Raw genomic sequence first — 21305 nt, 5'->3', positions numbered from 1 at the left:
AATCTATTATTTAATCGCTATTTTCTTGAAGGGACTTTCTTAATTGAAAGCGTAAGCGTGAACTCCGCCATCGGCTCGTCACCATGTAAAGATGGGCAAGTCGCGATAATGGTTACGGGTTGATTGACCCGTTCTCCGGTCGACATGGTTTCTGCCAGCATAGTGTTGATCAGCTCACCGTCGTTACAAGTGAAATGCACATCACCTTCAGGGCGCTTCAAAAAGTTACCCGTCACCTCTTTAAAAGCCAACGAGATCTTTTCACCTTGCTGCTGAGATTTGCTCATCGCAAGAAACCCACCCGCGACATCCGCACCTACAGCCAAAACGCCAAAGTACATACTGTTAAGGTGATTCTTAGTACGCCTTCTAAGCGGGATTTTCACTTCAACATGTTGGTTGTCCAACGCGAGTAGTTTTGGTCGGCACAACCAGATAAGTGGGACTTTGAAAAAGCCAAACATGCTTAAGTAGAAATTTGCTTTTTGTAGAGGGGTCAACATTCGGATTACCTAGTCAAATCAGTCATCAGACCAGTTAATCGATTAGCGATAGAGATGTCAAAAAAATGTTACAAAAAAGAGATATCATCGCATAATGATATCTCTTTCATTCTCAAAGCTTTAGCGCTTCAAATAAACGGATAGAGCCAGTTGACTTACTAAGACAACAAACCGATTTATGCAGTCACGACCGTTTCTACGCCTTCAAGATCAGCTATGTAACCTTGTAGACGTGGGTAATCCACTAAGCCTTGAGTTACTAGCAGCACTGGCTTCTTCGCGTTCAGGGTTGCTTTAACAATCATATCCAACAAAGTAATGACCGCCTCATTTTGTGGATCAAAAGCGTGTTGCTGAGCTTCATTGTGTTTGTCTACGCCTAAAGTGAAAGACGCTAAGCTATCAACGTTTACCACTACACCATCGAAGTAATGCAGTAAACGTTCGCTCAGTAGCACTGCAGACGGCACATCGCACGAGAACAGTACTTTCAAACCGTTAAGGCCGCGTGGTAGCCCTTGCTCGGCAAGCAGGTCAATAATCTTAGCGGCATCGCTTAACGCACGAACGTAAGGCACAACTACTTCAACGTTGATGCCCTGCTCACGTAATGCCTTAATAACCTGACATTCTAAAGCGAAAGCCTTGCTGTATTCTGGTGTCGCGTAACGAGCAACGCCACGAACACCTAGTGCAGGGTTAATCTCTTCTGCTTCACAGTTCCCGCCAAGCAGCGAACGGAATCCATAGCTGTCTGCACTGCTTAATGCGATACGAACAGAAGTGTGATTTGGCTGAACGGCAGCTTGAATGGCAATCACTAAGGTCGAAACAAAATGCTCATCGACTGTTTTATCGCCAAGGATCGCTTCTAAAGACGTTTTTTCAATATCAGTCAAAGTATCTAAGTGACTCTCGATACTTGGGTGGTAGAAGACACGATCCATCACTAATTCTGATAATGAAACGTATAAGTGGTTAGAATTATTATTATCGTTGTAAGAAGGCAGCACATCACCTAAGACGAGTTCTGGGTGCAAAGTGCTTTGATTTTCTTGAGTCATTGCTGCTCCAGCATTTTTATGTTGTGTTCAAACGAAAATACCGATAGCTGCCTGTTAATACAAGTGAAAATCCCTTATTTGACGCTGGCCTGCTGATAAAAATAAGAATATTAGCAATAACTGAGATAACTTTGACTCAATAGAGTTTATTCCTCTGTTCAATTCCGTTATCTTAACCACTTCGCAATAGAATAAAAAAGCTATCACATGCCATTAAAAACTGATGAGTTGAGAACCCAAGCTCTGGGTCCTATGCCAACTCCTGCCGAACTAGGCAATGCACACCCTATTACTGACGACGTTGCTGAGCGCATTAAAAATTCTCGCCGCCAAATCGAAGATATCCTAACTGGTCGTGATAACCGCCTATTAGTTATCGTAGGCCCTTGCTCTGTTCACGATACAGATGCGGCACTTGATTACGCTGAGCGCCTAAGCAAAATTCAAGACCAGTACAAAGATGAACTGTTCGTTGTAATGAGAACCTACTTCGAGAAGCCTCGTACTGTTGTAGGTTGGAAGGGTTTGATTACAGATCCTAACCTTGATGGTTCATACGCACTTGAAACAGGCTTGAACAAAGCTCGTAAGCTTCTGCTAGATATCAACAAGCTTGGCCTAGCTACCGCGACTGAATTCCTTGATATGATCACAGGTCAGTACATTGCAGACCTTATCACTTGGGGTGCGATTGGCGCTCGTACAACTGAATCTCAGATTCACCGTGAAATGGCTTCTGCACTGTCTTGCCCTGTTGGCTTCAAGAACGCGACCAACGGCAACATCAAGATTGCTATCGATGCAATTCGTGCAGCACATGCTTCACACTACTTCTACTCTCCAGATAAGAACGGCCGCATGACGGTTTACCGTACTTCTGGCAACCCATACGGTCACGTTATTCTACGTGGTGGCGATAAAGGCCCTAACTTCGACGCTGAATCTGTAGATACTGCATGTAAGCAACTGGCTGAATTCGATCTACCTCAACGTTTGGTTGTAGACTTTAGCCACGCTAACTGTCAGAAGCAACACCGTAAGCAGTTAGAAGTTGCACAAGACATTTGTGAGCAAATTAAATCTAACAAGAACCAAATTGCAGGCATTATGGCAGAGAGCTTCATTATTGAAGGCAACCAGCCAATGACAGACATTAACAACCTAGAATATGGCAAGTCGATTACTGACCCATGCCTAAGCTGGGAAGATACTGCAACAATGCTAGACATGCTTGCAACAGCAATTAAAGATAGAAACTTAGCTTAAGGAAACAACACAATGCCATCATTTGACATTATCTCTGAAGTAGAAGCAGTAGAACTGCGTAACGCAGTAGACAACGCAAACCGTGAACTATCGACTCGTTTCGATTTCCGCGGCGTTGACGCAAGCTTTGATTACAAAGATGAATCAGTAAAATTGACTGCTCAAGACGATTTTCAACTGAAGCAAATGCGCGATATCCTTCGCAGTAACCTAACGAAGCGTAATGTTGATCCTAACGCGATGGAAGCGAAAGCGGCAGACCAAACAGGTCGCACTTGGCACCAAACGGTTATCTTTAAGCAAGGCATTGAAACTGATGTCGCTAAGAAGATCGTTAAGCTAATCAAAGACAACAAAGTTAAAGTTCAAGCTTCTATCCAAGGCGACAAAGTTCGTGTTACTGGTAAGAAGCGTGATGACCTACAAGCTGTTATGGCTCTAGTTCGCAGCGGTGAACTTGGTCAACCTTTCCAGTTTGACAACTTCCGCGACTAATTATTGAGTTTGAGCGACCGCCTATTTGGGTTACTCATTCATCAGCACAATGCCGTGTTTGAAATAGCAAAAAGCCACTTCTTTAAGGGAAGTGGCTTTTTATTTATCTGGTCCAGTTTTAGTTTTATTCCGAGCCTCTAGCCGATTTAAAACAACCAGAAAGCTCTCATTTCAACTAGAAGCAACAGCCTCAACTGAGTACTTGGGCTGCTGACAATTTTAGGTCTTTGCCGACCAACAGATTAAACTCTACGCTTGCTGGTGGAATAAACACACACACTCGTAATTTCTCTGCTCTTGCTTGCTCAAGCTTTGTTGATAGCTCTCCGCTGTTGGCGTAGCTCTCTCTTTCTGCATCTCGGCGGCACAGGTCGATAAATTCAAATGGACAATCGCTCGGTGAAAGTACGAGCTCTGCCTCCTGCATCAAACGTAAAGCCTTCATAGACAACAGCTCGACATCTTGCTCGAATTCAATCCAAGTGACCTGCCCTTCGCTATCAATGCCTTCGGTTAGCGCTTGCTGGTAGTAAGACTCTAACTGCTCTCTGTCATTCACCTGCTCGATAAAGCTGGATGACAAGAAACGCTCCCAAAATTTACGACGCTCGTCGACGGTTGGGAATGACTCTTTGATTGAATTGCGTTTTGATGCACCGAAGTCTGCTATCAAACCTATGTTTTGTGGCAATACCGTTTCGAGTTTTTCTCTGATATTTCTTACTAAAACAGGTGATGCCCCGCCACTAGAGATGGCAATTTGGATTCTGCCGCGATTTATCATCGAAGGTGTGATGAAGTCGCAGTAAGGAAGATCGTCAACCACATTGACTAAAATGCCCAGTTTTTTCGCATCATTATACACTTGGTGATTCAAGCTTGGGTTGTCTGTTGTGGCCCAAACCTGCAAGTAATTTTTCGATATGATCTGTGACGAGTAAAAGTTTTGAACCCAGTGAAGCTTGTTCTCGTCCACAAGCTGCTTTAAGTAAGGCGCTACCTTGGGAGACACCAAAGTCACATCCGCTCCCGCTCGTAGTAAGCTATCGACTTTACGGCAAGCAACCTCACCCCCACCAACCACTAAGATTGGCTTATTTTCTACATCCAAAAACATTGGGAAATAACGCATGTTCTTCCTTGAGACTACTTCAATAACTATTCAGCCATGCTACCAAATTTGGAGCATATTCATAACTATCGAAGTGTAATAAAAATATTTATTGACCAAATTTCAACATTTCTTAAGTTTAATATTTCATCATTGTGATGTGGATTCAGAATATTTATCTAGTCGATTATCAATATAAAAATCTAAATCTCGTTGCACCAACAGTGTGAACCGCTGCACTATTTACATTCACTTAACATTTGGTCATTCTAATTGTGTTCGGATTTGTGATTTCATTCAAAATTCTTTTTAAATTATACATTTGTGAAACTACGGATCCTTTCCTAACCTTATAAACAGTTGTTTAAATCGCACACAGTTTCATTTGCAAAATGCAACTCGTTTAATTTGAACAACAAGGTCATAGAAAACGCAACACATAAGAGAAACTCAAACGAGCACGAGTATCAGGTGTCACCTGGTTAACAAGGAAGGATACAAATGACAAATAAACTAACACTTCTTGCTTCAGTAGTAGCTGCATCAACTGCGATGATGGCAACATCGGCATCAGCGGCAGAAAGCACTCTGGACAAAGTCACATCTCAAGGATTTCTAACTTGTGGTGTAAGTACCGGTCTTCCAGGGTTCTCTAACCCTAACTCAAAAGGTGAATGGGAAGGAATTGATGTTGAGTATTGTCAAGCTCTTGCAGCGGCTGTACTCGGTGATAAGACTAAAGTTAAGTATGTACCTCTAACAGCAAAAGAGCGTTTTACTGCGCTTCAATCTGGCGAAATCGACGTACTATCTCGTAACACAACATGGACATTACATCGTGACACTGCTCTAGGTCTGAACTTCGTAGGCGTTAACTACTACGATGGTCAAGGCTTCATGGTTAAAAAAGAACTTGGCCTAACAAGTGCTCAAGAGCTTGATGGCGCTTCTGTATGTGTTCAATCAGGTACAACAACTGAACTTAACCTAGCCGATTACTTCCGTAACAGTGGCATGTCTTACAAGCCAGTGGTATTCGATACGGCAGCACAAACATCGAAAGGTTTCGACGCAGGTCGTTGTGACGTGCTAACGACTGACCAATCTGGTCTATACGCACTTCGCCTAAACCTAGCTGATCCTAAATCTGCAGAAGTACTTCCTGAAATCATCTCTAAAGAGCCTCTAGGCCCTGTTGTTCGTCAGGATGATGATCAATGGTTTAACGTTGCTAAGTGGACACTTTCAGCAATGATTAACGCGGAAGAATACGGCATCTCTTCTAAAAATGCAGACGAAATGCTTAAGTCAAAAGATCCAAACATCAAACGTATTCTTGGTGTAGACGGTCCTAAAGGTAAAGGCCTTGGCATTCGCGACGACTGGGGTTACCAAGTAATTAAGCAAGTTGGTAACTACGGTGAGAGTTTTGAGCGTACTGTTGGTACAGGTTCTCCACTTCAAATCTCTCGTGGTGTAAATGCATTATGGAATGCGGGCGGCTTTATGTACGCTCCACCAATCCGTTAATAAATTTTCAAGCATCAATTAGGGCGGAGTTTTCCGCCCTATTTATTAAATGGATTTGAGGTTATAGTAGTATGAAACCTAATGAAACTATTTCTCCAGCTCAGGCAAAGCCACAGCCCAAAAGTGCCAACTTATTTTACAACCCCACTTTTCGCTCCATCATTTTCCAAATTATCGCCGTCGGGGCGCTTTGTGCTTTCTTTTACACGATTGTAAATAATGCACTCACAAACTTAGATTCCCGTGGTATCACCACTGGTTTTGATTTTCTCTCACAAGAAGCTGGTTTTGGTATCGGCTTAACACTGATTGAATACGACGAGACCTACTCATACGGTCGTACATTCTTTATCGGTCTTCTCAATACCGCTTTGGTTTCAGTACTCGGCATCATGCTAGCGACAGTGCTGGGCTTTAGTATGGGTATCGCTAGACTCTCTTCAAACTGGCTAGTTAGCCGATTTGCAGCTGTCTACATTGAGATATTCCGAAATATCCCTCTGCTATTACAAATCTTTTTCTGGTATTTCGCCGTTCTACAAGCCTTGCCTTCTGCTCGTCAAAGTATGAGTCTAGGTGAAGCAATTTTCTTGAACGTACGCGGGTTGTACTTCCCTGCTCCAGTCTTTGAGCAAGGCAGTAGCATTGTCATCGCATCATTGATTGTCGGTATTATCGCTACGTTTATTATCAACATCTGGGCTAAGAACAGACAGAAACTGACCGGCCAACAAACACCGATGTTGCGAATTGCAGCTGCGTTGATTTTAGGCTTACCGTTGATAACTTACTTTGTTATGGGCATGCCTATCTCTGCAGATTACCCTGTGTTGAAAGGGTTTAACTTCAAGGGTGGTGTTACGATAATCCCTGAGCTTGCTGCATTGATGCTCGCTTTAAGTATCTATACAGCAGCGTTCATTGCTGAGATTGTTCGTTCAGGTATTAACGCGGTAAACCATGGGCAAACTGAGGCTGCGATGTCTCTAGGCATCCCACGTTCTAGAACTCTAAAGCTTGTCATTATTCCACAAGCATTAAGAATCATTATCCCACCACTAACCAGTCAGTATCTAAACCTGACCAAAAACTCATCACTTGCGATGGCCATTGGTTATCCTGATCTTGTCTCTGTATTTGCAGGAACAACACTTAACCAAACTGGACAAGCTATCGAAGTAATCGCGATGACAATGGGCGTCTACCTAACCTTGAGCCTATTAACGTCCGCTCTAATGAACATATACAACCGCAAAGTAGCATTGGTGGAGAGATAAGATGAGTACACATCAATTTCAACCTGATCTTCCGCCTCCAGCGAATACCGTTGGGCCAGTCGGTTGGTTAAGAAAAAATCTATTTAATGGACCTGTTAACAGCGTCGTCACTGTGATTCTTGCTTACTTTTCTTTCACCCTATTATGGGCAATAGCGGATTGGGCATTCATCAGTGCCGACTGGATAGGAACCACACGTGATGCCTGTACTAGCGAAGGCGCTTGTTGGGTTTTTATCAGCGTTCGTTGGGACCAATTCATGTATGGCTTCTACCCAGAAGCTGAACTGTGGCGACCTCGCCTCTTCTATGCAACGTTGGCCATTTTTGTAGCCTTACTGGCTTATGAAAAAACACCTAAACGTACGTGGATTTGGTTGTTCTTCGTCAACATCTACCCATTTATCATTGCTGGCTTGCTATACGGTGGCGTCTTTGGGTTAGAAGTTGTTGATACCCATAAATGGGGCGGCCTACTGGTTACACTGGTCATCGCACTTGTTGGTATTGTAGTGTCACTCCCTATTGGTGTTGCACTTGCTCTTGGGCGCCGCTCAGAGATGCCGATCATTCGCAGTATGTGTACCGTATACATCGAAATTTGGCGTGGCGTACCGCTCATTACAGTTCTATTCATGGCTTCAGTAATGCTGCCTCTCTTTTTATCAGAAGGGACAGAAACCGATAAGCTCATTCGAGCACTTGTAGGGGTAGTTCTATTCAGTGCAGCCTACATGGCCGAAGTAATTCGAGGTGGTCTACAAGCAATACCAAAAGGCCAATACGAAGCAGCTGATGCTCTGGGGTTAAGCTACTGGAAAAAGACTGGGCTTATCATTCTACCTCAAGCTCTTAAAATCACGATTCCTTCAATTGTGAACACCTTCATTGGTTTGTTTAAAGATACCAGTCTTGTTTTGATTATTGGTATGTTTGATGTACTAGGAATTGGCCAAGCCGCGAATACCGACCCTGAATGGCTTGGGTATTCAACAGAAAGTTATGTATTTGTCGCGTTAGTGTTCTGGGTGTTTTGTTTTGGCATGTCGAGATATTCGATATGGCTAGAAAACAGACTTCACACCGGTCACAAACGATAATTAACAAGATCAAGGACGTATTATGACGCAGCAGACAGAAAACAACTCTCAAGGTCTTATGATCGAGTTGAAAGACATGAACAAGTGGTACGGTGAATTCCACGTACTTAAGAACATCAATTTAGAAGTTAAAAAAGGCGAGAAAATCGTTATCTGTGGCCCTTCAGGCTCTGGTAAATCAACGATGATCCGCTGCATCAACCGATTAGAAGAGCACCAAAAAGGTCATATCTTCGTTTCAGGTAATGAATTAACGGAAGACCTAAAGAACATCGAAGCCGTGCGTAGAGATGTCGGCATGTGTTTCCAACACTTCAATCTGTTTCCACATCTGACGGTATTAGAGAACTGTACTCTGGCTCCAATCTGGGTCAAAAAGATGCCAAAAGAAGAAGCCGAAGCGATTGCAATGAAGTACCTAGAGCGCGTAAAAATCCCTGAGCAAGCGGACAAGTTCCCAGGTCAGCTTTCAGGTGGTCAACAGCAGCGTGTAGCTATCGCTCGCTCTTTGTGTATGAACCCTCAAGTGATGCTGTTTGATGAGCCAACGTCGGCGCTCGATCCAGAAATGGTTCGTGAGGTGTTAGACGTAATGGTTGAGCTTGCAGAAGAAGGCATGACGATGCTTTGTGTAACGCACGAGATGGGCTTTGCTAAAGAGGTCGCGGATCGCGTTATCTTCATGGATGCCGGTGAAATCATAGAAGAGAACAACCCTGTCGATTTCTTTGAAAACCCACAATCAGACAGAACGCAGAACTTCTTAAGCCAAATCTTACACCACTAATGTGTTATGATGCATAAACTACAGAGGCGGCTTAGGTCGCCTCTTTGTTTTCAGTGTTATAATTAGTTTTTCAAGATTATAAACAGCGATTCAGTGCGATTAAAATTGAACAACGAACCTTAACTGCACTTTAAGAAATACTTTGTTACACCTTCAGAAACACTTAACCGACTATTTTGATTATTATTTTACGTATACAAGAGGAATGAGAGACTTGATTTTTCGAACTTTCACCCCCATAAATGTACTAATAACTATTAAAGTCACCTTACGAGGAAGATTATGAACAGCCCTATGTTTTCACGCACAGCATCTCAAGAAAGTGCTCTGCAAACCAATAAAGTGTTGCGTAACACCTACGCATTACTGTCTATGACACTACTTTGGTCTGCTGTTGTAGCAGGCGTATCCATGGCGATGAACCTTCCTCGCCCGGGTCTTATTATCATGCTAGTTGGCTTCTACGGCCTACTTTTCCTAACAGAAAAGAACCGTGACAACAGCATGGGTCTAGTCTTCACATTCCTATTTACAGGTTTCTTAGGCTACACCATCGGTCCAATCTTAAACATGTACGTTGGCGCAGGCATGGGTGATGTCATCCTAACTGCACTTGGCGGTACAGCACTGGCGTTTATGGGCGCATCAGCTTACGCACTAACAACTAAGCGTGACCTGTCGTTCCTTAATGGCATGCTATTAGCTGGTTTCGTAGTACTACTTGTAGGTATGGTTGCAAACATCTTCCTACAAATGCCTCTACTATCATTGGCAATGAGCGGTATGTTCATCCTGTTCTCGACTGGTGTTATCTTGCTTACAACGCAAAACATCATTCGTGGCGGTGAAACAAACTACATCTCTGCAACGATCAGCTTGTACGTATCGATCTACAACATCTTCATCAGCCTACTAAGCATCCTAGGCATCATGGGCAGCGACGACTAATCGTTCCCATCATTGAAGAATATCTAGCCCAAGAGCCTACCTCTTGGGCTTTTTTGTATCTATAAGTACGATATTTCATTGGATAGCTACAATTTCTGTTGAGAAAGACAAACTTGGTCATGTACCCTATCCGCATAGTTAATTGGATTCTGGATTAAACATGTTTGAATATAACGGTAAGCAAATCGAAACCGACGCTCAAGGCTACCTATTGGATTACACGCAATGGGAAGAAGGCATGATTGAAATTCTTGCTCAAGACGAGGCGATTGAACTTACAGATGCACACTTAGAAGTCGTACATTTTGTAAGGAGCTTTTACGAAGAGTTCAACACCTCGCCAGCGGTTCGCATGCTCGTTAAAGCAATGGAAAAAGCTCATGGCCCAGAAAAAGGCAATAGTAAGTACCTTTTCAAGTTATTCAAAAAAGGCCCTGCAAAACAAGCGACCAAGCTCGCCGGTTTACCTAAACCAGCAAAGTGCTTGTAAAACCTAACCCGCTTTAGGCCATTAAGTTACGTTCGATATAAATACTGTAGTGCCATAACTACAGTATTTTAAACGCCCCTATGCGTACGTCCTGGCGCTCACTATCTTTCACTTGATGCATTACAACGTTGTCTACTGTTGCGCTCGAAGGGCCAATATTGAGCCAAGCATGTAACTTCTCTATTTGCTGACTCTCTCCGACAGCTAACACTTCAACTCGACCATCATTTAAGTTCTTCGCATAACCTGAGAGTCCCATAGCTTGCGCCTGCCTACTGGTGTGGTAACGGAACCCAACACATTGAACTACGCCTGACACGACAAAAATATATTGTGAACTTTCCATAACGTTGCCTCATAAATTATATGAATGATATAGTCGAGCTTCTATTCATTCACCGCTTATTGGTGGACTTACTTCGAGTATAACGATTATGAAAGAAATCCCATTTCGTTGGATTGACAAATATCTCATTCACCTAAAAATCCAAGAAAAGTTCTATCTACTCTTCTTATTGCCACTTCTCGCCCTGGTTATATTAACTCTCGTTTTAGATAATGCCGCGGACTCTTTACTTGCTCACCTTTATCAAGAAGAAATGCTCTTGATGAAAGGGCTTATCGAAGCGGGTCAACTCACTAAAGATCAAGTAGCTCAGCTTGTCAGCAGCTCTGAAACCATCTCTTTAGGCTACGGTGCTGGTTCTGTTTCAGTGATGAATGGAGCGTTCAGCCTAGTTGCTAACCATGACCAAAACCTTTGGTCTGCTCTATCGACGACTCAGGTTTCTATCATCGCTGTAACCCTAACGCTTATCGCACTAGGTGTTTACTACATCATGACCTTTATTGGCGGCGCGATGTTCTCTATGAACAAAGCTCTGAACACGCTTGCGAATGGCGACTTAACTTGCCGCATGAACTACTTCTTAGTTCGTGACGAGTTCAGTGAAATCGCGATTACAATCGATAAAGTTGCGGAGCGTGAACAAAACATGGTTCTATCAATCCAAGAGTCTGTCGCTCTCATGCAGCAGATCAGCTCGGACTTGAACCAGTCAACACAACAAAGTTCAGACATCTCAGGTAACCAACAAGAACACCTGAATAGCTTAGCAAGTGCAACGGAACAAATGGCGGCTACCATTCGCGAAGTCGCTACCCTTGCTCATGCGTCTAGCTCACAAACGATGGACGCTCGCGGCGTTGCTCAGAGCGGTCAAGTCAAGGTTTCAAATACACTGGAGTCTATCTCTAGCCTATCTCAAGAGATCCAGTCCGCTTCACAAGCAGTAGAAGAACTGGATGCCAACGCGGCGCAGATCGATGAAGTAGTCACAACCATCAACGGTATTTCTGAACAGACTAACCTGTTAGCGTTGAACGCAGCTATCGAAGCCGCACGTGCTGGCGAGCAAGGTCGTGGATTTGCTGTTGTTGCCGATGAAGTTCGTGCCCTTGCCGGTCGTACTCAGCAAGCAACGGTTGAAATCCAAAGCATGATTGAATCATTACAACGTAACAGTCAATCACTGACCAAGCTGATGGAAGTCACGGTGAACAATGCTAACGAAGGCCAAACACTGATGTCAGAAGTGAACGTCGAGATCGGTTCATTAGCGGAAAAAAACCAGTCTATTTCAGATAGCAGCACTCAAATTGCTACCGCGGCTGAAGAACAAGGCGTAGTCGCTGACAACATTGCACAGAGTGTTGAAGAGATTCGTCATCAGTCAGACAGTATCTGCGAGATGATCAGTAAGAGTAATTCCAATGTTGACCAACTTCGTAAACAAAGCGATACGATGGAAGGTTTGCTGACAGGTCTTAAAGCTTAATACTGATATCCACCACAATGTGTTGATTAATCATTACTAGGGCTGCTTCTGCAGCCCTTTCTTATTTGCTTTTCACCTGCACTTCCCCGACAATACCCCTCCTTCAAATTCAACAAACAGAGTAAATTATGACTCCTTCAATTCATCTAGCTAAAGGCCGAGATAAATCACTACGCCGCAAACACCCTTGGGTATTTTCACGCGGTATCGATAAGGTCGAAGGCGAACCAAAACAAGGTGAAACTGTAGACGTATATGCTCAAAATGGTCAGTGGCTTGCAAAAGCGGCTTACTCACCAGAATCTCAAATTCGAGCTCGTGTTTGGACATTTGAAAAAGAAGAGATCAACAAGGCGTTCTTCGTAAAACGAATTCAAGACGCACAGTCTTTACGAGAAGACATTATCGAACGTGATGGTCTAACGGGCTACCGCCTAACGGCCGCAGAGTCTGATGGCTTACCAGGTATCACAATCGACAAATACCAAGACTTTCTTGTTTGCCAACTGCTAAGTGCTGGCGCTGAGTTTAACAAAAGCGTATTGGTTGAAGCGTTAATCGAGTGCTTCCCTGACTGCAACATCTACGAGCGTTCAGACGTGGCAGTTCGTAAGAAAGAAGGCCTAGAACAAGTTGTCGGCGTTCTTCATGGTGAAGAGCCACCAAAATCTATCGTGATTGAAGAAAATGGCGTTAAAATCAGCGTGAACATTATGGAAGGCCACAAAACAGGCTTCTACATGGACCAACGTGATAGCCGCAAAGAATCGATGAAGTACGTTAAAGGCAAAGATGTCCTTAACTGTTTCTCATATACAGGTGGCTTTGGCCTTTACGCACTTAAAGGCGACGCGAAGCGTGTTATCAACGCTGACGTATCTCAACTAGCTCTTGATACAGCTAAATTCAACGCTGAACTTAACGAGTTTGATATATCGAAAAAGCGCGCTGTATTCCTAAACGCTGACGTTTTCAAACTGCTTCGTGAGTACCGTGACCAAGGCACTAAGTTTGACGTCGTGATCATGGATCCGCCAAAATTTGTTTCAAGCAAGAATAACCTAACTTCAGGCGCTAACGGCTACAAAGACGTTAACATGCTTGCGATGCAAATCCTGAAACCAGGCGGCACTCTACTCACCTACTCTTGCTCTGGCTTAATGGGTACTGATTTGTTCCAAAAAATCATTGCTGATGCAGCATTAGATGCAGGCCGCACTGTTAAGTTCGTAGAACGCTTCGAGCAAGCAGCCGATCATCTAACAGACACAGCCTACCCAGAAGGTTTCTACCTGAAAGGCTTTGCTTGTAAGGTCTTGTAATCGAGTTCCTTGACTCGCTCTCAAGCTTTCGAGCCAAACATTTATCATAAAAAAGGCCACCATTGAAAATGGTGGCCTTATTCTTTTCGGCCTATCCAGCCTAAACCACTGAACTTCTAGCTATATTAGCGTGGGATAAACACAGCCCAAGGGTAATCAAGCGAGTTCAGGCGTTGATTAAGCGCCTGAAACTCTGACTGGTCAATCATTAGTTAGTGTTTTCAAACTATCCAGCAAACTGCTGGTAATGTCCGTGGTATCCGCTCCATTAAAGTCAATCTGCATAGTCTGATCACCTTTCGTAATCGTCAGTTCTGCTACGTCATTATGCTCACTAATAGTGACAGTGTAACCACCACCTTCACCAGAGTGCGTGTCACTATCTTGCAATGAAGTAAGCAAGTCGGCAAGCTCTTGCTGATCATCCTTGAGGTCAGCAAATAAGTCAGCTAAATCGATACGGTCACCTTCATCATAATCAAAGTCGGTAACGGTATCGGTTGAGCTATCCATATCGACCCACTTGAACAAGTCCGCATCCGCACCGCCGGTCAGAATATCATTACCCAAACCACCAATTAGGATGTCATCACCAGTGCCGCCCATAAGGAAGTCATCACCTAAGCCACCATCGAGGACATCATTACCTGCATGACCGAGGATGACGTCATCACCATCGGTTCCTCTTACTTGGTCATCGCCAGTGGAAGCAGTGAAAGACGAGGACTCAACACGGTTGACCTGACCATTGTGGCTGACATTCAGTGTAACCAACTGTTCAGTCGTTTGACCATTGCTATCTTCGACCAAAAGCACGATCTCGAAACCAACAGCCTTACCTTCGTCAATTGTCGGAGCAGTGTCACTTGGTTGGAAATAGTAAGAACCATCTGAACCAATACGGAATACACCATAATCGGTATCAACAACCAGCTCATTGCCGACAGTATCTTTGGTGAAGCTTAATCCAGAAGGTGCAACAGATACATCGCCATCTTGGTTAATAAACTGAGCCACTTGTGCATTCGACTCATCAATCACGATGGCAGCCGCCTCAGCCCCCGCTATCGCCATCAGCAACGAGCCAGAAACACCAATAGTTGGCCGCAATTTAGGTAGATCTGTAGTGATTTTTGAGTCAGGAATATAAACAACATTTTCTGCACTACCCGCTACCTTAATAAGACCGTCAGCCGGTACCCGATTAGGATCGCCCACTCCAACTGCAGTTACCTGTTTATCCGCCATAAACTGAGCCCAGTCTGAACCAATATTACCCCTATTACTTTCACCATCACTCAAGAAGTAAATAACATCATTGGTTTCACCTTTGATATTAGTCACTTGGCTTTCATTATAGCCCTCCATCACTGCATCCAAGCCAGAATCATAGTTAGTCCAGCCATCTGGATCGAACTCACCATCATAGTTCCACTTATCTACAGTATCTGACGCTTTTTGCAATATGGAAATCGCCTCGGATACCGTCATCCAAACACTGGTATTCGCTCCTCTACCACTCTCGACTAAAGATGCGCTCGTATCAAAATCAACAAGCTGTACTAAGACATCACCACTACCATGTTGGCTTTTAACATTATCTAATAAAGAAATGGATGCCTCCAACACGTATTCAATTCTCATGTCGGAGAGCCCGCTTGGGACATCATCCATAGATCCAGAAGAGTCAATGACTAGAGAGATAAGTGTTATTGGCACATCACCGCCTTGATCGGCTATAGCATCCGCACTAGCACCACTATTAACCGTGGTCGTATTGCCAGCTTGGTCACTATCCAAGCCGATTTCTTTGGCCACGGCAGTGACGTCAATGTCTAGGGTATCTGTTGATTGGTACTTAACAGCTAGGGTGTCGTAATTCACAGCCTGAGTTGACTGTCCTGTTACATCGATCACCCAGTCATCACCATCTTTAATACCAACAACTTGACCCGTGCCCTTATCGAAGATTTGGGCATCACCCGGCAAGCCACTAATACGTACTTCATCAAGATACTCACTACCATCACGGTCCGATACGGAAGCTGAGATATTCAGCTCTGTTACAACCTCTTGAAGTACAGTGGGCGTACCATCTGTATTGAGCTCTACGATGGCATCAGCAAAGATTAGGCGCTCTATTTCATAAAGGTGCTCGCCTTCTGATACTGGAGTATTGTCGTCTTGAGTATCAATACCGCGTTTATCTACAACATGCCAATATGGTTTGTCAGTATTCCCATGATTATTATAAAAATCAAACGTATAGTCGGAAAGATTACCAGTGTAAACCACTGTATCCAGACCTAAATCAAGTGACGAGCCATCACCACCTACAATATTGTCATTGCCCTGACCACCAACAAAGACGTCATCTCCATTAGTCTGCATCACCCAGTCATTGCCATCTTTAACCCAACTCCCGGTATCACCAGTTAATTGATCGACTTGGTCTGTTCCAACTTTAATATCACTGGTTTGTTTACCGATATCGCTATGACCTAACTCTGCGTGCTCTGGATCAGATAGGCTTGTCGATGAATCAGCAAAAATTAGCTTTTGATAAAGGCTAGAGTTGATTGTCGTATTACTGTAAGTCGAATCACCAAGACTCACAGTGAGATTCGGCGCATCTGTTACTGGCATAACTTCTAGATTAAGCGACTCAGTGGCCCCTGTATTAGTGGTGTACTCGACTGTTGGAACACTGCCTGACCAATCGTCTTTCGGTTCAAAGCTATAATTACCATTAGCATCGATAGTAAACGTACCTTCATCAAGGGTTATCGACTGATCCACCTGATAGTCAGTGCCATCGATCTTAACGCCTACCACTTGCAGCACATCGTCAGCATCGCTGTCGTTCGCTAATACATTACCAGTAATCATCTGATCTTCATTGGCAGAGTTGGTGTCGCTTTCTGTTAGTGTAGGCTCACTTTCATGCACCACTACCTCGATATCGAGTGTGGATTGAGCTTGGCTATCATTAGCATTCTCTGAGCTCACAGCCGTTACTGTCAAAGTGAAGTCTTCGTGGCTCCCAGGAGGCGGCGTGACCGTCAAATTATCGAGAGCCCAATCAGTCACGGTAATTGGCTGAATAGGCTGACCATTTTCATCTGTCTCACCGTTTATGGTGATAGTATTACTACCATCACTGATAGTAGCACCCACAGGAATACCAGAAAGTAGAACAGACAAGGTTTCTGAATCATCAGTCAATGATGCGTCAATTTCCGACAATGGAATGGCAGTGTCTTGACGCCCTTCATTAACAGAATATGTCTCATAATAATCGAAACCCTTATCATCAGTCTGCAACGCAGAAAGACGAACGTCTGTACCTTGTGCTGAATCGACGTCAGTCACGATCGAAAGCTGGCTATTCGCCAAGTCAACAGGATCAGCGCCATTAATAGATACATCAACGTTAAAGTTGCCCTGTCCACTTTGGTTATGGTGGTAAATCGCGATTGGATAGTAGCCTGACTCGGTTGGCGTAAACGCCGCACCCTGAATATCACCGCTCGAGTCGCCCCAACGGCCCTCATCGACCAGCTGTCCACCCAAAGTAATCGCAATGCTATCATCCCCGCGCCCAACAAAATCGTAAGAAACGTTGGCTTCCAAGTAAACGAGTCCAGTTACTATTACCGCTTGATCCGGATCAGTAGCATTGCTTGCACTATCCTCAGTATTCGCCGTCGTAGACTGCGCCGCATCCGCTGTATCCAGTTGAGATAGCTGCGCAACCAAATCACTACCTGGCACCCCACTGCCGCTACCATACGTCGAATCATCGATGACCACATTGTCCCAAGTCGAGACATTAAACTCCTGCGACGGCAAGTCAGGATCTTGCGTTTTTAGGCTTAGGTTTGGTGCATCAGCGACAGGTGTCACATTGATAGTCAACGCGGCTGATTCACTCATGTTGACACCGTCAGACGCCTCAAAACCAATTTGGCTGCTACCAGACAGGTTATTGTCTGGTACAAATCGTACCTGGTTGTTGTCAAATACTGACTTATCCAACTCTTGATCTGCTGCTACCGCTTGCCAGCCATCAATCTCATCATAATATTTTAACAGTCCACCTTCAGGTAAAGCGGTGATGGTAACTGACAATGAGGATTCATCTGAATCACTGTCAACAACGCCTAAAGAAGCCCAGCTAATGACCGTAGAGTGATCTTCATCAGTGGTGACTTCACCTGGATTGGCAACTGGCGCCGTATCCACATGATAACCACCATCTCTATTGTCTCCGCTAACCGTTGTCGTCACTGTGAATGGGTTACCGGCCTCATCACTGCCAGTGACGCTCGCTACAAGGGAACTATCCGCATCCGACGCCAGCACACTGCCCGGTACACTAATGCGATACGTACCATCCGACGCAACGGTGCCTGTATATGTAGTCAACGCTTGGTCTTCTGCCTGCAGCGTCAACGTAACCGTATCACCTTTTTCCGCATCACCACCAACACGGCCCGTAATGACCACACTTTGAGCCGCTTCTTGAGCATCAAGAATGTCATCGCTAGTGATAGCATCAATGGTAATACTGGCCGAAGCACCTGTATCCACAATCACCTCGAGATCGCTAGAGGTAGCTGTATTGCCAGAATCATCAGTGACCTGGACACTCCACTGCTGATTACCAGCGTTGACTTCATTTTCTGGAGTAAAGTACCAGACCCCATCAACCTGATCTAAATCTCCTTGAACGACGACGCCATCTTTAAATACCTCAATACCTTCGGCTACGACGTCGCTGTCAACATTACCCAGAGCAAAGGTTGGCGTTGTATCTTTAGTGATGTTGTCTGTATCACTATCACCCGTATCACTTGATGCAACAAGATCTATCGTTGGCGTAGTTATTGAGCTATCCGTTGTTGAACTGTTCACGGTGATCACACTGCTACCTTCGCCTTTATCGCTATCCGTAGCGGTGTAAGCGATCTCTTCCGATACAGCTGCATCAATTATATCGACGCCTTGTAAGGTGATGTTTGAGTTATGACTGGTATCTTCTGTACCACCTTTCGTCGTAAACACGCGGATTTCATCAAAACCGCCCTCATAATGGATATTGGCAACAAACTCGCCTGAGCCATCATAGACAGACGGGTCAACACTATCATCGAAAACAAACTCAACAGGGTCTCCGTTTGCATCTGTAACAACTTGACCATCTTTAAACAGTAATATGTGGATCTGAGCGTCTGCGCTATCACCGTCTTCATAGTTACCCCAGATACTACCGATCTTCACATTAACTTGTGTAATCGTAATATCTGTGTTGCCCCCACCGACGTGACTAAAGTCTACGGCAATAAAATCTTTCTGACTCACATCGATTTCTTGGTCGCCAACTCCCAGTCCTTCGGAACCAGCCTTAACGCTGCCTTCTTGACCATTGTATAGCTTGCTACTCGTTTCGTTACCACTGCCATCTGGGCGAACACCTTCAAATCGGCCGCCAGAAATAACAATACCATTACTAGCTTCAAACTCCGATACGATATTGTTATCAACGTTAAAATCAACAGACGCATCAAAACTCATAAACTCATTGATATCGTCACGAAGTTGATATTCTACGACGTCACTTTCACTAATTTGCATCCCAGTTGTTACTTCAGTTCGAACATCACCGTCAATAATGTACAGAGTGCCTAACTCTGGATTTTGATCAATTGACACAGTCAACGCATCTTCATCTTCTTGGTCAATAACATGCTCATCGAAACTAAAGCTAGCGCTTGACTGACTCCCAAGTTCAACTGTGAAGTCGTCTGCGTCAGGAGCATCATTCATCGCCAAGGCATCGTTATCGCTGAACTCTTGACTGTTACCGTAGTTCAAACTCGCTGACACGTTAAGCTCTGAGTCAACTAAGGTAGCATTGATGCCGAAGTTTAAAGTTCCAGTACTGATGTGGTCATCGGTTAGCGTGATTGGGCTTTGTGCAATTGCTTGTCCTTCCGCCATGATTATCAACGTCGCCCCAGCAACAGCACCGGCCGGCAAACCAATCGTATAATTAATGGTACTGCGATCGCTATTGATTACTTCATCTTCATCGCGTTCGATCTCAATCGTTGGCGAGAACAGCTCATCAAAGGTCGCCTTATCGCCGCCTTTAAATTCGAACTCCTCAAACTCGATAAAGGTATTCACATCTCCGCTATCGGTATTCTCAGAAATAGTCACAGAGCCATCAGCATTGAGTACGATACTCGCCTGGTCAATATTAAAATCAAAGACAGCTTTGTCATTACCCGCGCCGCCATCGGCAACCATTAGATCATTAGCATCATCAACGTCAACTTTGAGAACATCATCACCCTCACCAAGCAGGACAAAGTCGTCACTGCCTTCATTAAGCGCAGGATCAAAGTCACCGTGGTAATAATGCACCGTCTCGCTTGCATCGCTCTCGTTACCTGCTACGTCGACTTGGGTAGCCGTGAAGAATTCATTGTCGTTGACTTGAGTATTGGTTAAGTCTGAAATATCAAACGACCAATTACCCTCGCCATCCACAGTAACGGTACTGTTTTGATTAATTAGGTTTCCATCTTCATCAAATATCTTAATCTCGAGACCTGGCTCACCTGTACCATGTAAGATAACAACTGAATAATCGTCATCAGATGAATCGTCGGTGATATTGGTAATGACCGGTGCATCTGGGGCTGTGGTGTCTTTCTCTATAGTTTTCGCCAAAGAATCAAAAGTATTACCCGCTTCATCTGTTGCATTTACCACAACGGACAAATCTCCGTCTTCTAAGTCGCTCACATCAACGCCCGTAATAACGAAGTCGGTATACGAGGTACCACCACTATTATCAATCACCTCTTGTACTACGGAAGAGCCATCGATAACCACGGTATCTCCATTAGAGTCAGTGAATGTAATAGAGTTTATTGTCGCAGATTCGTTGACAAACCCACTGACGTTAACACTGGTTTGTTCGGTGAAATTAATAATGTTATCACCATCATTAAAGGTTCCGTCTGTAGGAGTGAAATCAAACACAATACTACGGTCAACTTGGTACGATTCGTTTTCACTGGCCTCGAACGTGTTGCCTGGAGCATCAGTACCAGTAACTTTTGCAAATACCTGAGGTGATGTTGCGTTGTTATTTGCTAACTCGGAACCAGCAACGATAGCTGAGAATGTGTAACGGCCTTGGTCATCCTTCACTTCTAAGACTTCTACCTCGACCAATGAATCGCCACTCTCCTCGTTCAACCAGATGCTGACCGTATCACCAGGCTGAGCGTCACCAGTGACATAACCACTAATAGTAATATTGGCTTGGGCCTCGTCATCATTGATGATTCCGTCTTCGGTGATGGTGTCGATGAAAATACCGGCATTGGCGTCGGTATCGATGGTCACTGCGAGTGCGTCTGATGTGTCGCTATTACCCGCATCGTCCGTCGCTTTCACCGTGATGCTGTTCGCACCTTCTGTCAGCTGACCGTCTGTCGCCGTGAAGGTCCACACGCCCTCAACTTTAACCGCTTCACCCAGCAAGGTCGTGCCGTT

Annotated in this window: 15 protein-coding genes; 10 read left to right on the top strand and 5 right to left on the bottom strand. The window is 44.4% G+C overall.

Translation table 11 applies throughout. The features are described from left to right. Positions 1-17: 17 nt before the first annotated feature. The gene (locus AB4503_RS15505) at positions 18-503 is read right to left on the bottom strand and encodes a PaaI family thioesterase (protein WP_017059696.1); all 486 of its coding nucleotides are present in this window, start codon (positions 501-503) and stop codon (positions 18-20) included. Positions 504-679: 176 nt separating this feature from the next. Next, positions 680-1567, bottom strand: coding sequence for a putative PEP-binding protein (locus tag AB4503_RS15500; protein ID WP_017059697.1), 888 nt, complete (start codon positions 1565-1567; stop codon positions 680-682). A gap of 207 nt (positions 1568-1774) precedes the next feature. Here AB4503_RS15500 and AB4503_RS15495 point away from each other — a divergent pair, with 207 nt between their 5' ends. Then, positions 1775-2833 carry a 3-deoxy-7-phosphoheptulonate synthase gene (locus AB4503_RS15495; protein WP_017059698.1) on the top strand — a complete coding sequence of 353 codons (1059 nt, stop codon included), beginning with the start codon at positions 1775-1777 and terminating at the stop codon, positions 2831-2833. Positions 2834-2845: 12 nt separating this feature from the next. After that, positions 2846-3328 (top strand): YajQ family cyclic di-GMP-binding protein, encoded by a 483-nt coding sequence (locus tag AB4503_RS15490; protein WP_017059699.1) that lies wholly within the window; start codon positions 2846-2848, stop codon positions 3326-3328. A 190-nt stretch (positions 3329-3518) separates the two neighbouring features. Here AB4503_RS15490 and AB4503_RS15485 read toward each other — a convergent pair whose 3' ends face one another. Further along, positions 3519-4460 carry a bifunctional precorrin-2 dehydrogenase/sirohydrochlorin ferrochelatase gene (locus AB4503_RS15485; RefSeq protein WP_017059700.1) on the bottom strand — a complete coding sequence of 314 codons (942 nt, stop codon included), beginning with the start codon at positions 4458-4460 and terminating at the stop codon, positions 3519-3521. 480 nt (positions 4461-4940) lie between these two features. Here AB4503_RS15485 and AB4503_RS15480 point away from each other — a divergent pair, with 480 nt between their 5' ends. The 6 genes from AB4503_RS15480 to AB4503_RS15455 all read left to right on the top strand — a co-directional run bounded on the left by AB4503_RS15480 (position 4941) and on the right by AB4503_RS15455 (position 10570). Next, positions 4941-5969, top strand: a complete 1029-nt coding sequence (locus AB4503_RS15480) for an amino acid ABC transporter substrate-binding protein (protein WP_017059701.1) — start codon at positions 4941-4943, stop codon at positions 5967-5969. 71 nt (positions 5970-6040) lie between these two features. Beyond that, complete coding sequence (locus AB4503_RS15475; RefSeq protein ID WP_017063829.1) at positions 6041-7246, top strand: amino acid ABC transporter permease; 1206 nt, start codon at positions 6041-6043, stop codon at positions 7244-7246. 1 nt (position 7247) lies between these two features. Beyond that, complete coding sequence (locus AB4503_RS15470) at positions 7248-8345, top strand: amino acid ABC transporter permease (RefSeq protein WP_372115343.1); 1098 nt, start codon at positions 7248-7250, stop codon at positions 8343-8345. Positions 8346-8367: 22 nt separating this feature from the next. Further along, a complete protein-coding gene (locus tag AB4503_RS15465) occupies positions 8368-9132 on the top strand; it encodes an amino acid ABC transporter ATP-binding protein (protein ID WP_017059704.1) in 765 nt (254 codons plus the stop codon). A 282-nt stretch (positions 9133-9414) separates the two neighbouring features. Next, on the top strand, positions 9415-10080 hold the full coding sequence (locus tag AB4503_RS15460; RefSeq protein WP_017057206.1) for a Bax inhibitor-1/YccA family protein: 666 nt from the start codon (positions 9415-9417) through the stop codon (positions 10078-10080). A 160-nt stretch (positions 10081-10240) separates the two neighbouring features. Then, entirely contained in the window at positions 10241-10570 is a 330-nt protein-coding gene (locus AB4503_RS15455; protein WP_017057205.1) for a TusE/DsrC/DsvC family sulfur relay protein, read from the top strand. 58 nt (positions 10571-10628) lie between these two features. Here AB4503_RS15455 and yccX read toward each other — a convergent pair whose 3' ends face one another. After that, positions 10629-10916: an acylphosphatase gene (gene yccX / locus AB4503_RS15450; RefSeq protein ID WP_048615995.1), complete on the bottom strand. Its 288-nt coding sequence runs from the start codon at positions 10914-10916 to the stop codon at positions 10629-10631. An 88-nt stretch (positions 10917-11004) separates the two neighbouring features. On the opposite strand from yccX, the gene AB4503_RS15445 reads away from it, so the two are divergent. Beyond that, positions 11005-12408: a methyl-accepting chemotaxis protein gene (locus tag AB4503_RS15445; RefSeq protein WP_372115342.1), complete on the top strand. Its 1404-nt coding sequence runs from the start codon at positions 11005-11007 to the stop codon at positions 12406-12408. A gap of 128 nt (positions 12409-12536) precedes the next feature. Further along, complete coding sequence (locus tag AB4503_RS15440) at positions 12537-13730, top strand: class I SAM-dependent methyltransferase (RefSeq protein WP_017059708.1); 1194 nt, start codon at positions 12537-12539, stop codon at positions 13728-13730. A 201-nt stretch (positions 13731-13931) separates the two neighbouring features. Here the strand turns inward: AB4503_RS15440 and AB4503_RS15435 are convergent, their stop codons facing one another. Beyond that, positions 13932-21293 (bottom strand): Ig-like domain-containing protein, encoded by a 7362-nt coding sequence (locus AB4503_RS15435; protein WP_372115341.1) that lies wholly within the window; start codon positions 21291-21293, stop codon positions 13932-13934. Positions 21294-21305: the final 12 nt, after the last annotated feature.

The organism is Vibrio sp. 10N.222.55.B11 (genome assembly GCF_041473705.1).
Taxonomy (GTDB): domain Bacteria; phylum Pseudomonadota; class Gammaproteobacteria; order Enterobacterales; family Vibrionaceae; genus Vibrio; species Vibrio crassostreae_C.
The sequence above is the reverse complement of the archived record's forward strand: the minus strand, read 5'-3'. Positions and strand labels throughout refer to the sequence as shown.